Origin of the sequence: Agrobacterium sp. CCNWLW155 (genome assembly GCF_036888815.1) — a bacterium.
GTDB classification, from domain to species: Bacteria; Pseudomonadota; Alphaproteobacteria; order Rhizobiales; family Rhizobiaceae; genus Agrobacterium; species Agrobacterium radiobacter.
Genome location: NZ_JBAKFW010000011.1, coordinates 64,312 through 77,660, shown reverse-complemented (window position 1 = coordinate 77,660; position 13,349 = coordinate 64,312). Strand labels below are relative to the sequence as shown.

The 13,349-nt window shown below is 61.9% G+C and carries 16 protein-coding genes; 11 read left to right on the top strand and 5 right to left on the bottom strand.

Annotation, left to right across the window (positions count from 1 at the left end; all coding sequences use genetic code 11):
- Positions 1-978, bottom strand: a complete 978-nt coding sequence (ubiU, locus tag V6S97_RS23885; protein ID WP_003504676.1) for a ubiquinone anaerobic biosynthesis protein UbiU — start codon at positions 976-978, stop codon at positions 1-3.
- Positions 969-1,484 (bottom strand): ubiquinone anaerobic biosynthesis accessory factor UbiT, encoded by a 516-nt coding sequence (gene ubiT / locus V6S97_RS23880; RefSeq protein ID WP_020809032.1) that lies wholly within the window; start codon positions 1,482-1,484, stop codon positions 969-971. Before ubiT ends, ubiU begins: the two co-directional genes overlap by 10 nt.
- A 149-nt stretch (positions 1,485-1,633) precedes the next feature.
- On the opposite strand from ubiT, the gene V6S97_RS23875 reads away from it, so the two are divergent.
- The 3 genes from V6S97_RS23875 to V6S97_RS23865 are packed head-to-tail and all read left to right on the top strand — an operon-like array spanning position 1,634 to position 4,154.
- A complete protein-coding gene (locus V6S97_RS23875; protein WP_111791762.1) occupies positions 1,634-1,984 on the top strand; it encodes a DUF488 domain-containing protein in 351 nt (116 codons plus the stop codon).
- A gap of 56 nt (positions 1,985-2,040) precedes the next feature.
- Positions 2,041-3,567, top strand: a complete 1,527-nt coding sequence (locus V6S97_RS23870) for a UbiD family decarboxylase (RefSeq protein ID WP_020809034.1) — start codon at positions 2,041-2,043, stop codon at positions 3,565-3,567.
- Positions 3,564-4,154, top strand: a complete 591-nt coding sequence (locus V6S97_RS23865; protein ID WP_031233462.1) for a UbiX family flavin prenyltransferase — start codon at positions 3,564-3,566, stop codon at positions 4,152-4,154. The genes V6S97_RS23870 and V6S97_RS23865 overlap by 4 nt, the downstream gene beginning before the upstream one ends.
- 4 nt (positions 4,155-4,158) lie before the next feature.
- Here V6S97_RS23865 and V6S97_RS23860 read toward each other — a convergent pair whose 3' ends face one another.
- A complete protein-coding gene (locus V6S97_RS23860; RefSeq protein WP_020809036.1) occupies positions 4,159-4,836 on the bottom strand; it encodes an NnrU family protein in 678 nt (225 codons plus the stop codon).
- Between the two features lie 12 nt (positions 4,837-4,848).
- Positions 4,849-5,004 (bottom strand): hypothetical protein, encoded by a 156-nt coding sequence (locus V6S97_RS23855; protein WP_003504656.1) that lies wholly within the window; start codon positions 5,002-5,004, stop codon positions 4,849-4,851.
- Between the two features lie 137 nt (positions 5,005-5,141).
- On the opposite strand from V6S97_RS23855, the gene V6S97_RS23850 reads away from it, so the two are divergent.
- The 8 genes from V6S97_RS23850 (at position 5,142) to V6S97_RS23815 (ending at position 11,886) form a co-directional block, all read left to right on the top strand.
- Positions 5,142-5,675 (top strand): cytochrome c oxidase subunit 3, encoded by a 534-nt coding sequence (locus V6S97_RS23850; RefSeq protein ID WP_020809037.1) that lies wholly within the window; start codon positions 5,142-5,144, stop codon positions 5,673-5,675.
- Between the two features lie 4 nt (positions 5,676-5,679).
- Positions 5,680-5,970, top strand: coding sequence for a hypothetical protein (locus V6S97_RS23845; protein WP_334427816.1), 291 nt, complete (start codon positions 5,680-5,682; stop codon positions 5,968-5,970).
- Between the two features lie 178 nt (positions 5,971-6,148).
- Positions 6,149-6,601, top strand: a complete 453-nt coding sequence (locus V6S97_RS23840) for a c-type cytochrome (RefSeq protein WP_003504650.1) — start codon at positions 6,149-6,151, stop codon at positions 6,599-6,601.
- 24 nt (positions 6,602-6,625) lie between these two features.
- Positions 6,626-7,972, top strand: a complete 1,347-nt coding sequence (locus tag V6S97_RS23835; RefSeq protein ID WP_003504648.1) for a nitric-oxide reductase large subunit — start codon at positions 6,626-6,628, stop codon at positions 7,970-7,972.
- 66 nt (positions 7,973-8,038) lie between these two features.
- A complete protein-coding gene (locus tag V6S97_RS23830; RefSeq protein ID WP_031233464.1) occupies positions 8,039-8,851 on the top strand; it encodes a CbbQ/NirQ/NorQ/GpvN family protein in 813 nt (270 codons plus the stop codon).
- Positions 8,852-8,923: 72 nt separating this feature from the next.
- The gene (locus V6S97_RS23825; protein WP_334427815.1) at positions 8,924-10,822 is read left to right on the top strand and encodes a nitric oxide reductase activation protein NorD; all 1,899 of its coding nucleotides are present in this window, start codon (positions 8,924-8,926) and stop codon (positions 10,820-10,822) included.
- Positions 10,823-10,968: 146 nt separating this feature from the next.
- On the top strand, positions 10,969-11,274 hold the full coding sequence (locus V6S97_RS23820) for a DUF2249 domain-containing protein (RefSeq protein WP_020809041.1): 306 nt from the start codon (positions 10,969-10,971) through the stop codon (positions 11,272-11,274).
- 78 nt (positions 11,275-11,352) lie between these two features.
- A complete protein-coding gene (locus V6S97_RS23815) occupies positions 11,353-11,886 on the top strand; it encodes a DUF2249 domain-containing protein (RefSeq protein ID WP_020809042.1) in 534 nt (177 codons plus the stop codon).
- Positions 11,887-11,968: 82 nt separating this feature from the next.
- Here V6S97_RS23815 and V6S97_RS23810 read toward each other — a convergent pair whose 3' ends face one another.
- Positions 11,969-13,201, bottom strand: a complete 1,233-nt coding sequence (locus tag V6S97_RS23810) for an NnrS family protein (protein WP_020809043.1) — start codon at positions 13,199-13,201, stop codon at positions 11,969-11,971.
- Between the last annotated feature and the right edge of the window lie 148 nt (positions 13,202-13,349).

Below are 13,349 nucleotides of genomic sequence, written 5' to 3'. Positions count from 1 at the left end.
TCATCTCCAGCGTTTCTCATAAGCGCCAACGGTGGTGCGCTGGCCTTCACTTAAGAGCCGCAGGCGTGAGAGCAGCCTGCCGCGCTCTTCGGCACCGGCGGAAAGCGCCCGGTGCAGGGTGGAAACCACTTCCGCCACATAGGCCTTGCCGCGCTGGCGACCCTCGATCTTCAGCGCGCTGACCCCCGCCTCGCGCAGCGCATCGATCTGGTCCATCACGTCAAGCGATACCGGATCCTCGAAGGCATAGGACTTGTCATCGGCAATCTCGAAACGGCCCTTGCACAGCGTCGGGTAACCCGCCGCCTCCCCCGCCGGAAAGCGGTTGATGGTGTAATCACCGAGTTCCGACACCAGCTCCTGCCCATCCTGCCGGTAATGCACATGGCTTGCCGGCGAGCAGACGCCGTTCATGTTGGGTGATTTGCCTGTGGCATAGGAGGACAGCGAGCACCGCCCTTCTGCCATGACGCAGAGACCGCCGAACACGAAGATTTCGATTTCGCAGCGGATTTGCCGCGCCAGCCGGGCGATGTCGGAAATCGTCAGGGTGCGCGGCAGCACCACCCGTTTCGCGCCGAAGGCATCGACGAGAAAATTGACCGCATCGGCATTGGAGGCGGAGGCCTGTACCGAGACGTGGATGCGCTGCTGCGGATGGTTTTCCGCCACATGCGCCATCAGGCCGAAATCGGCGAGGATAAGCGCGTCAGCCCCCGCCTTCACGGCATCGGCCGCGCCGCGATACCAGATATCCTCATTACCGGCGCGCATGAAGGTGTTGAGCGCCACAAAGGTCTGGACACCGCGTTTCTTCGCGTAAGTGATGGCGTCGGCCAGCTCTTCGCGGGAAAAATTGAGGCCGGGAAAATTGCGGGCGTTGGTTTCATCACGAAAGCCGCAATAGACGGCGTCCGCCCCGGCATCCACGGCCTCACGAAAGGCGGCGGGCGTTCCCGCAGGACAGATCAGTTCCATGCCTGCTCTCCCCGCGTTTCGGACAGAACGTGGCCGCGCAGACGGTTCGCGACACGCGTTACCACGGGCGCGAAAGGCCCGGCAAATGCACCGAGGTCACGCGGCAGATCGATACCGCTGTCATCAAGCGCATTGCGCAGCGCCAGCATCGCCTCCATGTCGCCGGTGACGCTCAGATCACGCGAAAAGAACAGCGCATCGGCATCCTGCCGCCCCTCCATCAGCGCAAGCAGCATGAAAAGCGGTCCCTCGACCGCCGCGTCCGTCTTGGGCAGGCGGCCCTTTCGGCTGACGGTGATGGCAGGACTTGCGGGTTCGACCATGAAGGCGAAGGGGAGATCGACAGGCAGAAAAGCGTAGCGCTTGTTGCGATGTTCGCCGAGCCGGACGAACATATTAGGATGCCGCTTCATGATCTGCGCCAGCATCGCCGCCGTCGCTCGCTGCACCACGGCAATCGGCAGAAAATTCAAGGGGGTGGCGATGGCGGCGGGAAAAGGTCTCATGAAGGGTCCTGTCGGCTCTGTTGCGGGCGGCAACCTAACCGTGGCGCACGGATGGCGGTTTGAGCGAACGCAAAGACAGGGTAATTTTCCGGCGTGAAACCGTGAAAAGCGCTATAGATCACGGACTTGCCAAGCGAAGGAGGTCGCCCATGTCCGATATAAGGGTCAAACGGGTTTACGAACCCGCCAGCGACGATGACGGCACGCGCGTTCTGGTGGACCGGCTCTGGCCGCGCGGCATGCGTAAGGAAGATGCAAAACTGTCGCTATGGCTGAAGGCGATCGCGCCCAGCAACGAATTGCGAAAGAACTTCTCCCATATGCCATCGCGCTTTGCCGAATTCACCCGGCACTATCATGAGGAACTGGCGGCCAACCCCGATGCCGTGGCCCAGATGAAGGAGCTGATGGCGAAAGGCCGGGTCACACTGCTTTATGCCGCCCACGATACCGAACACAACCACGCCCTCGTTCTCGCCGACTATCTTCGTTCGCACTGAACCCGCATTTGCGGCAGCGCAAGGACATGCCCCACTGCCACCGGCAAACAAGCGGCATGAGAGACGAACCGACAGACACAAAGACAGAAGAGAAACCCGCCCGCGCTGCCGATCTGCGCGGTTTCGTCCGGCTGCTGGAAGAGCGTGGGCAGCTGCGGCGAATCCGCCAGCCGGTCTCGCTGGTGCACGAGATCACCGAAATCCACCACCGCGTGCTCGCCGAGGGCGGGCCGGCGCTGCTGTTCGAGCAACCCGTCGACCACGAGGGCAAGGTGCGGGAGATGCCGCTGCTTGCCAATCTGTTCGGCACGCGTCAACGCATCGAATGGGGGCTCGGGCTGGAAACGGGCGGCCTGCCCACGCTTGGCGCGAAGCTGGCAGAATTGCGCGAGCCGCGGCCGCCGAAAACCATGGCAGAGGCCTGGAGCAAGCTGCCTTTGCTCCGGGCAGCACTTTCCATGCGGCCACGCAACGTCTCCCGCGCGCCGGTGCAGGAAAGGGTGCTGACGGGAGATGCAGTCGACCTTGCCCACCTGCCGGTGCAATGGTGCTGGCCGGGCGAACCGGCCCCGCTCATCACCTGGCCGCTGGTCATCACCCGTTCGCCTGATGATCCCGACGATATCAATGTCGGCATCTACCGCATGCAGACGCTTGGGCCGGACAGGGTGATCATGCGCTGGCTGGCTCATCGTGGCGGGGCACATCACCACCGGCTGTGGCAGGCGCGCGGGCTGGATATGCCCATCACCATCGCCATCGGCACTGATCCCGCCACCATTCTCGCCGCCGTCATGCCGCTTCCCGAACATATCAGCGAGCTTGGCTTTTCCGGCCTGCTGCGCGGCATGAAAAGCCGCATCGCCAGAGCCTTGACCGTGCCGATGCCGGTGCCCGCCAATGCCGAGATCGTGCTGGAAGGCACCGTCTCAGTAAAGGAAACGGCGCTGGAAGGCCCTTACGGCGACCATACCGGCTATTATAATTCCGTCGAAGCCTTTCCGGTCATGACGCTATCGGCAATCACCATGCGCCGCAATCCGATCTATCTTTCCACCTATACCGGCCGGCCGCCGGATGAACCCTCGGTTCTCGGCGAAGCCATGCTCGAGATTTTCCTGCCGCTCGTCAAAAGACAATTTGCGGAAATCGTTGATCTGTGGATGCCGCCGGAGGCCTGTTCCTATCGCGTGATGGTCGCTTCGATCGACAAACGATATCCGGGGCAGGCAAAACGGGTGATGATGGGCCTTTGGTCGATGCTGCCGCAGTTCAGCTATGTAAAACTCATCATTCTGGTCGATCCCGATATTGATGTGCGCAACTGGGCGGATGTGGTCTGGGCGCTCTCCACCCGTTTCGACGCCTCGCGCGATACAACGATCATCGACGACACGCCGATTGATTATCTCGACTTCGCCTCGCCGAAAGCCGGGCTCGGCGGCAAGATGGGGCTGGATGCCACCCGCAAGCTGCCGCCGGAGACGGAGCGTGAATGGGGCCGCGTGCTATCAATGACACCTGACGTGATCGCGAAAGTCGATGTGATGTGGCGTGATCTCGGCCTTGGAGAACGGCCATGACCCCGTGTCGTGTGGTGGTGGGCGTCAGTGGCGCATCGGGTGCCGGCATAGCCCTGCGCATCGTTGAACGCCTCGCCGGGATGAAAAGCGTCGAAATCCATCTTGTCCTGTCGCAATCGGCCAGACGCACCGTGCTGCATGAGGAAGGTGCGCAAGCCATGGGGCGGATGTTGTCGCTCGCCAGTGTCAATCACGCCGTCGATGACATCGGCGCGGCAATTGCCAGCGGCTCTTTCCCGACAGCCGGCATGATCGTTGCACCCTGCTCCATGCGCACACTTGCGGCCATTGCAACCGGGTTTTCGGACAATCTTCTCACCCGCGCCGCCGATGTGCATCTGAAGGAGCGCCGGAAGCTGATCCTGATGACACGCGAGACGCCGCTGCATCTCATCCATCTGCGCAACATGTGCGCTGTGACGGAAGCGGGCGCCACCGTCATGCCGCCGGTTCCGGCCTTTTACAACAGACCGCAAAGCATCGCCGATATTGTCGACCAGATGGCCGCTCGCGCCATTGATCAGCTCGGTATCGCTTCCGCGCCGCAGGCTACTATATGGCAGCCACATGTTGTGAAAGCGCCCTGAGCGATCAGAGATAGGCCATAGGGTCCGCGCCGAAGAGCGCAGCATGGCCACCTGCCAGCAGCCACCAGATCGTCAACGCCGTCAGCGCCGCAGCAAGCAGCATCGGCCCGTCCACGGCGAGGCGCGTTTTGCCGGAGAGGATTGCTGCGAAGGGAACCGTTGCGCTGCCGGCAGCCGTCGCGCCCCACGCATCGCCCAGTCTTTTCCGGGCGCGTTTTTCGGTCATGGCCATTCCACCGAACGAAAACAACGCAAAACCGCCGAACAGGATGACCGAGCGCAGGTCGCCATTCGGCACGACATGGCCAAGCGACCAGAACAGAAAACCGACAAGCACCGGGTGCCGCGTGATGCGCACGATTGCCCCCGGCTCCTGCCCCTGCCGCACGGAAATGGAGAGCGGATTGACGCTGAAGAGGCCTGCCAGCACGAAAAACAGACCAGTCGGAGCAGCGAGAAACGTGACGTGCGCCTGCCAGGGCGCGACATCCCAGAGCGGAATGTAATCGACGGACAGCGCGGCGTAAAAAACCCAGGCCAGCGTCAGAAGCGAGACGACCGAATAAGCGCCGAAATAAGCGGGCCCGCCGATGGCCGCAATCAGCCGGCCGCGCACGGCCGGCACGGCGGGAATGGAATGCAGCGCCACGAAAAGCGAAAGAGCGGCGACAAGTTCAAGCATCCGACTGCCTTCTCATTGGTTCAGGAACAGCACCGACGCAATCGCCACGGAGGCAAGAACGGCGGAAACCGCGCCCATGCGCTGTAATACTCCCATACGGTACAACAGTACCGCAAAGCCAATGATAACAGGGGTTGCGACAATCAGCCCGACCTGTGCGTCGTTCATGGGAAGCTCCATTTTCCAGAGTTGCGCTTTGTCAGGACAATAGGGCTTTGCGCGCTCCCTTCTTTGACCGACCGCAAAGAAGCGGGGTTTGAGGACGCCTAAGCGTGGCTTGCTGTTTTACAATTACGGACAAGGCCATGGCGATCAATACGGAAGAGGAAAGCGGAAATCTGCTCCTGTGGATTCTGGTCTGGAGCGAACTTGCCGCCTTCGGCGCGCTGATCGGGGCGTTCATCATCGCCTTCGCTCTCAATCCCGAGGGATTTGCCGCCGCACGCCAGCATCTGCAGCCGCAGCTTGCCGGTCTCAATACGCTGATATTGCTGGCAAGCGGCTGGCAGGCGGCCGTTGCGGCCAGCCGCTACACCGCGCTGCCGGGCAAAAGGCGGGCGCTTGTCCTTGCCGGCCTGCTGGGCTTCGCTTTCGTTGGTGTGAAGCTCTATGAATATTCCACCGAAATCGCCTTCGCCTCCGATCCCGCCTATGGCGCATTCTTTGAGCTTTATTTCCTGCTCACCGGCTTCCATCTGCTGCATGTCATCTTCGTCGCAATCCTGCTGTTCATCGTGGCCTGCTGGCCGAAAAACGAGAACATCACGCTGGTGACGACGCTGTGGCATGTCATCGATCTGGTCTGGATCGTCATCTTTCCCGTCGTTTATCTGGTTTGACATCATGATCCATCGCACCTCCCGCCAGCTTGCAAGAAGCTTCGCAGCACTCGCCATTCTCGTTCTCGCCGGCACGGCCGTCGTCATATCGTGGAAGGCGGCGTTTCTGCCGCCGGTCGCAGCCGCCTGCCTGGTGCTGCTTTTCGCGCTCTTGAAATCCAGACGCGTCATCGACGACTTTCTGGGCTTTCGGAAAGAGCGCGGCCCGCTGCGCGCCGCCCTTCTGGCATGGCCCGCCATCTTCGCCGCCGCCGCGCTTTTGCGGGCGTTTCTCCAGGGCATTTTGTCACTCTGAAAAGCCCGGCGGCACCACCTCTCCCATTGTTTGCCAAAAGGCAAAGAACGCCCGCGGCCAACGGCTAGAAAGGGTTCAGGCCCCACCGCATTCCGCCAGCCAGCTGGCAAATCCCGGCATGAGGGTTCGATCAAGCCAGTCCGCATAAGCGGTCTTCCGGATGGAAAGGACCATTGGCATGGCAGAACGCCTGACCAAAACAGGAGCGCGAAACGTCTTTTACGGCGGCTCCATCTTCTTCTTTGTCATATTCGTCGGGCTGACCGCCCATAGCCATTATTACATGCGCACCACCTCGACGGATGAAAGCACGCTGACGGAAAGCGTCGCACGCGGCAAACACGTGTGGGAGAAAAATTCCTGCATCAACTGTCACACGCTGCTCGGCGAAGGCGCCTATTTCGCGCCTGAACTCGGCAACGTCTGGAAGCGCTATGGCGGCGTGGAAGACAAGCAAGCGGCGCGCGATTCCATCAAGGGCTGGATGGCCGCCCAGCCGACCGGCATCGAGGGCCGACGCCAGATGCCGCAGTTCAATCTCACCGAACAGGAGCTCGATGATCTCGTCGACTTCCTCGAATGGACGAGCCGGATCAAGACGCAGAACTGGCCGCCGAACGAGGCGGGTTGAGGTGGACGGCAAGGAGATGACGAGATGAAATACCAGACACAAAAAGTCGCCATGCTGTATTTTTACGGCGCAATCGGGCTGTTCGTGGCGCAGATCCTGTTCGGCGTCGTCGCCGCCACGATCTACGTACTGCCCAACACGCTTTCAGAGCTTCTGCCCTTCAATATCGTGCGCATGATCCACACCAACGCCCTTGTGGTGTGGCTGCTGATGGGCTTCATGGGCTCGACCTTCTACCTGCTGCCGGAAGAGACGGAAACGGAGCTTTACAGCCCGAAACTCGCCATCGCGCAGTTCTGGATCTTTCTGGTGGCCGCAGCCGTTGCGGTGGTCGGATATATGTTCCGCATCCACGAAGGCCGCGAATTCCTCGAGCAGCCCTTCGCCATCAAGGTCGGCATCGTCCTCGTCGTTCTGATGTTCCTGTTCAACATCACCATGACGGCGCTGAAGGGCCGCAAGACCACTGTTATCAACATCCTGCTCTTCGGTCTCTGGGGTCTGGCTATCTTCTTCCTCTTCGCCTTCTACAACCCCATGAACCTGGCGCTCGACAAGATGTACTGGTGGTACGTCATCCATCTGTGGGTGGAAGGCGTGTGGGAACTGATCATGGCCTCGATCCTCGCCTTCCTGATGATCAAGCTCAACGGCATCGACCGCGAAGTGGTGGAAAAATGGCTCTATGTCATCGTCGGCCTTGCCCTCTTCTCGGGCATTCTCGGCACCGGACACCACTATTACTGGATCGGCGCGCCGGGTTACTGGCAGTGGATCGGCTCGCTCTTCTCGACGCTCGAAGTGGCCCCCTTCTTCACCATGGTCATCTTCACCTTCGTCATGACCTGGAAGGCCGGCCGCAAGCATGAGAACCGCGCGGCACTGCTCTGGTCGATCGGCTGCTCGGTCATGGCCTTCTTCGGTGCCGGCGTCTGGGGCTTCCTGCATACGCTGTCGTCGGTGAATTACTATAGCCACGGCACGCAGCTCACCGCAGCCCACGGACACCTCGCCTTCTTCGGCGCCTATGTGATGCTGAACCTCGCCATGATGGCCTATGCCGTGCCGGAAATGCGAAAGCGCGCGCCTTACAATCAGTGGCTTTCGATGACGAGCTTCTGGGTGATGTGCACGGCCATGTCGGTGATGACCTTCGCGCTGACCTTTGCCGGCGTGGTGCAGATCCAGCTACAGCGCGTCATGGGCGAAAGCTTCATGGATGTGCAGGACCATCTGGCGATCTTCTACTGGATCCGCCTCGGCTCGGGTTTCGCGGTTCTCATTTCGGCGGCCATGTTCATCTGGGCAATCCTGGTCCCGGGCAAAGAAAAACAGGGTGACGTTGCCCGCCTCGTGCAGCCCGCCGAATGAGAAAACGGACCGGCTCTCCTTTTCCCCCGGAGAGCCGGTTCCTTACCATCAAACATGGAGATGACCATGAATACCCTCTTCCGCCCGACACCGCCGCCCCTGCCGGATGCCCCCTTCTACACGCCGCTCGGCAATGAATGCGTGCTGTTCGAAAGCGCCTGGGTGCGGCAATTACCGCTTCTGCTGAAAGGCCCGACAGGCTGCGGCAAAACCCGTTTCGTCAGCCATATGGCGGCGAAACTCGGCCTGCCGCTTTCGACAGTTTCATGCCACGACGACCTTGCCGCCGCCGACCTGACCGGCCGTTACCTGCTGAAAGGCGGTGAAACCGTGTGGATGGACGGCCCGCTGACACGCTCGGTGCGCCAGGGCGGCATATGTTACCTCGACGAGATCGTCGAGGCGCGCAAGGATGTGGCCGTAGTGCTGCATCCGCTTACCGACGACCGCCGCATCCTGCCGCTGGAGCGCACCGGCGAGGTTCTGGAAGCGCCCTCCGGCTTCATGCTCGTCGTGTCCTACAATCCCGGCTACCAGAACCTTCTGAAAAGCCTGAAGCCCAGCACCCGCCAGCGTTTCGTCGCCATCGAATTCGATTTCCTGCCGAAGGAGCAGGAGATTGCCGTCGTTTCGCATGAAAGCGGGCTGGATGCGCGCGATGTCGAGCCGCTCGTCGATCTCGCCCACCGGCTGCGCGGCTTGAAAGGCCACGATCTGGAAGAGGGCGTCTCCACCCGCCTGCTCGTTTATTGCGCCAGCCTCATCGATACCGGCCTTCCCGCCCGCCAGGCCGTGCGCGCGGCGATGATCGAGCCGCTGACCGACGAGCCTGACGTAAAGGCCGCGCTGCATGAAGTCGCGGATGCGATCATCCGATAGGGCGCATTTATATCCATCTCGGAATGCGCGGCGAGGCCCGCGCATTCCGGCTCGATGCCATGAGGATAAACCATGCTGGACTTTCTGGAACTGGAAGAAACCGTCGGCCGCGCCTGGCACAGGCTGATCGGCGAAACCGGCACATGGCTGCGCTTTCCGGATCATGCCGTGAAGCTGGAGGATATGCAGGCCGTGCTGGCCATCTGTTTCCGCGGTTTTGGCGGTGAACATGCGGTGCAGATCGCCCCGGCCCGCGCCCGCACCTCCACGCACCGGCTGAGGCTTCGCCAACGCATGGGCCTTGGCGAAGAAAAATTGGCCCAGCCCGGCCGTGATCATGCCACGCTGATGCTGCCGCCGGTGCTCGATCTGTTTCCCGACCGCCGCCTCAACCGCGATCTTTATCTCTGGCTCGCTGCCGCCATGGCGCTGATGCCGATTCAACCGGTCGTGGCCGCCGACCCGCTGCGCAACGATCTTGTCCGGCTCGACCGCGCCGCAGAACTGGCGGAAGCCGTCATCCATGCCTTCCCCGGAATGAAGACCCGTTATCGCCGGCTTTGCGCTGCCCTGCTCGCGGTGCGCCAGAAGCGGCCGCTGCCGCAGGCCGAGCAGCAGGTGGAACAACGGGTGCTCTCCATGCTGGCGGAAGCGGCGGGGATCGAGGGCCACACACCACCCGCCGGCTTCCCGGCCAAGGCGCCGCCGCGCTACCTGCCCATCCTGCCGGTTCCGCTCTGGCCGGACACGCTGCTGCGCGAAACCTCCGAGGCGCGGCAGGGCGAAGACCAGCCGGCGGCGAGCGCCGCGCCGCAGGGGGCGGAAGCGGCCCGCCATATCGCCGTGCGTGAAAAGGCGGAGAACCGGCAGACCGAGCGAAGCCCCTTCATCCTCAACCGTTTCGAAAAAATCCTTGCCATGGCCGAGATGGTCAATGTCGACCGTCCCGGTGACGACAGCGACGATGCCGACGGCAGTGCGGCCGACGAGTTGGACGACATGACGCTGGGAGAAAGAAAGGGACGGCCTTCCGCCCGCTTCCGCTTCGATCTCGACCTGCCGCCCGAAGCGCTGGATCATACGCCGCTGACGGCGGAACTGACCTATCCCGAATGGGATTATCGCAGTGGCACCTACCTCGCCGACCATTGCCGGGTCATCGCCTCCCCTGCGAAGGGTGCCGAGACGGCGTCGGAACCCGACCCGGACACCAAGAGCCTTATCCGCCGGGTCAGGCGGCAGTTCGAGGTGCTGAGGCCAAGTCACGAGATGCTGCGAGCCCAGCTTGACGGCAACGATCTCGATCTTGACGCGGTGGTGCGCGCCAGAAGCGACATCGCCGCCGGCGGACAGGGCAGCGACCGCATTCATATGGCAAGCCGCCCGCAGGCGCATGATCTTGCCGTGACGATCCTCGTCGACGTATCGCTGTCGACCGACGCCTGGTTCGACAATCGCCGAGTGCTGGACGTGGAAAAGGAAGCGCTGCTGGTGCTTGCCCACGGGCTTTCCGCCTGCGGCGACAGTCACTCGATCCTGACCTTCACCTCACGCCGCCGCTCCTGGGTGCGAGTGGAGACAGTGAAGGATTTCGATGAACCGATGGGCCACACTATCGAGCGTCGCATCGCGGCGCTGAAGCCCGGCTTCTACACCCGCATCGGTCCCGCCATCCGCCACGCCAGCGCCAAGCTGCATGAAAGACCGGAGCGCCGCAAGCTGCTTCTGTTGCTGACGGATGGCAAGCCGAATGATGTCGATCATTATGAAGGTCGCTTCGCCATCGAGGACAGCCGCCGCGCCGTTTCCGAGGCAAGGCGCTCGGGCGTCAGCGTCTTCGGGGTGACTGTCGACAGCAAGGCGCAATCCTATATTCCGGCCATGTTCGGCCAGAACGGTTATGCCATCGTCAGCAGGATAGCGAAGCTGCCATCGGCGCTGCCGGCAATCTATCGCAGCCTTGCCGGCTGAAGCGTGTCGCGCAAACAGACCTGACGAATCTCAGGTTTATTTGCGCGGCGACAATGTCCCCCAACCGCACGGCGGATAGGTTTTTCCAGTCCGCCGGCCGGCCGCACCGCCGGACATAGTTTCATCCGCGGCCGTGGAGCCAGCCTATGTCCGAAGCCCAAACTGCAACCAATATCGATGTGCGCATCATTCCGCACCGCGAACGCCATCCGCGCATTTTCGGCGCGCTTAGCGCATTGGCTCAAGGGCAATCGCTGCAGATCACCAGCGATCACGATCCCCGTCCGCTGCTTTACCAGCTTGCCACCAATTTCCCCGGTGAATTCGGCTGGGAATATCTCGAACAGGGTCCGGAAGTCTGGCGTCTCGATATCAGCCGGCTGGAAGAACAGGCCGAAGGCTCCGAGGACGATATGTCCGGTTGCGAATGCTGCTGCGGATCCGAGCATTGACCCCAGCGCCTGCGGCATGGTGAAAAGACCTCTGGCGGACGGCTCGTGCCGCCGCCAGCCGACTAACGAGGTGAAGCAATGACGGAAATGATCAGGGAACTCGATGTCCGGCCGCTTTTGCAGAGCGGCGGCGAGCCCTTTCCGGCAATCATGGAAGCCGTGGCCGGGCTTGCGCCGGGTGAGGCGCTGCGATTATTGGCCACCTTCCGGCCCGTTCCGCTGTTCAAGGTGATGGCCGAGCGCGGTTTTAACCATCAGGTCCGGGAAATCGGCGGCGGCGACTGGGAAGTGCTGTTTACGCCGCAATCCAGTGAAGCCGAGCAGATTTCCGTTTCACCGGCGCTTGCGGGCAACGCAGAGGAGCCGCAGATATGGCCCGACCCGGTCACCTATCTCGATCTCAGCGACGAGGCGACCGAGGGTCAGACGAGCCGTACGCTTGCCGCACTTGACCGTCTTCCCCCGGGTGCCGTGATCTTCGTGCTGATGCCGCAGGAACCGACCTTCCTCTACCCGGAGCTTCTGGCCCGGGGCCATCAATGGGCCGGTAATTTCGACGAGGCGCGCACGGCGTTTCGCATCTTCATCCGCGCCGGGGCCGGTGCACATTAAACCATCGGGTATCCTCGATAGCGAAACGCCCCGGAAATTGCTTCCGGGGCGTTTCGTTTTGGCGGTTTAGCAACGAACCCGACTACGCTTTCAGCGGTTTGCGCTCACGCATCAGTATCGGCCCGTATTCAACGCAGAAGAGACCGAAACCCACGATCCAGAGAAGCGCCGAGCAGGCGTAAAGATGCATCATGGCGCCGGGGAAGAACTCGGCTGTAGGTCTCAGCAGCGCGCAGGTGATCAGCGCCACATAAGCGGCAATAGTGACCCTGCTGGCCGCAAGCTTGCGTCCGGTGTGGCCAAGGCTTGCTCTCGTCATGACCGCAAGCATCATGCAGCCGATGACGCCGACAGTGAAGATGTGCAGGACGGACCGCGTGTCCATGACATCGAGAGCCGCCAGCGCAATGGCGATGAAACCGGCGGGGATGAAGGCATAGGCCACATGCAGCACTACTAGCACCTGCTCAGGCCAGGTTGTCCAGCCGCGCCAGCGGATGAGACGCACGGCGTGCATGAAAGCTGCCAGAAGTGCCGTGGGCACGGCCACCATGCTCTCGGGCTCTACCGTCCAGACGGCCAGCGCCGCGATGCCGGTGAGGATGGCGGCGGTGTCGAAGCCATTATAGGGCACGGGGAAATCCGTGCGGCCGAAACGGTTCAGCCAGTTGCGGGTAAAACTCGGCACGATCCGGCCGCCGACGATAATGACGAGCACGGTGTAGGCCGAAACGGCAAGGCGGGTCGCCATCTGGCTCAGGTCGCCTTCGATCGCCGCCACATGGAAAATGATATTGGCGACGGAAAGCGCCAATAGCCCGCCCAGCACTTTGAGGTCCTTCCACTTGCGCCCGGCAATGACCTCGCGCGCGCAGATCGTGAGAAGTGCCGGCAGGAAAAGTCCGTCAACGGCTGCGGCGGTGACCACGCCCACCGTGTCCGGCACGAGCAGGAAAATCCGGCCCGCGCACCAGAGCGCAAACAGCCAGACCAGCGGTTTGCCCGACACCGGCAGCCGCCCCGTCCAGTTCGGCACAGCCGTCAGTAGAAAGCCGGCCAGCACCGCCGAAGCGAAACCAAACAGCATCTCATGGGCATGCCAGTTCGGCGCACCGTAATCTCCGCCGATGTCGACAAGGCCGGAAAGGGCTGCGATCCACAACACCATCGCCACGATGGCCCAGATGGCGCCGCCGAGGAAAAATGGCCGGAAGCCGTAAGAAAAGATAACCGGGCCGGTGCGTGCCAGCCCCCTTGGAATGCCGCCCTTTGGCCGGCTGCGCCCTTCGGTGAGAACGGTTTGGCTACCACTCATTATAATGCTCCTCGTTTGGTCTTGACATATGTCTAGACGCAAGCCCGTCTCGCTTCTTTGCGAACAGGCAAAGAGGAGGTGTGACGCCTCCGCATGAAGCCGTAACCGCCTGCCAAAATGTCGCAGGTGGCCCGACGCGCAGTTTGCT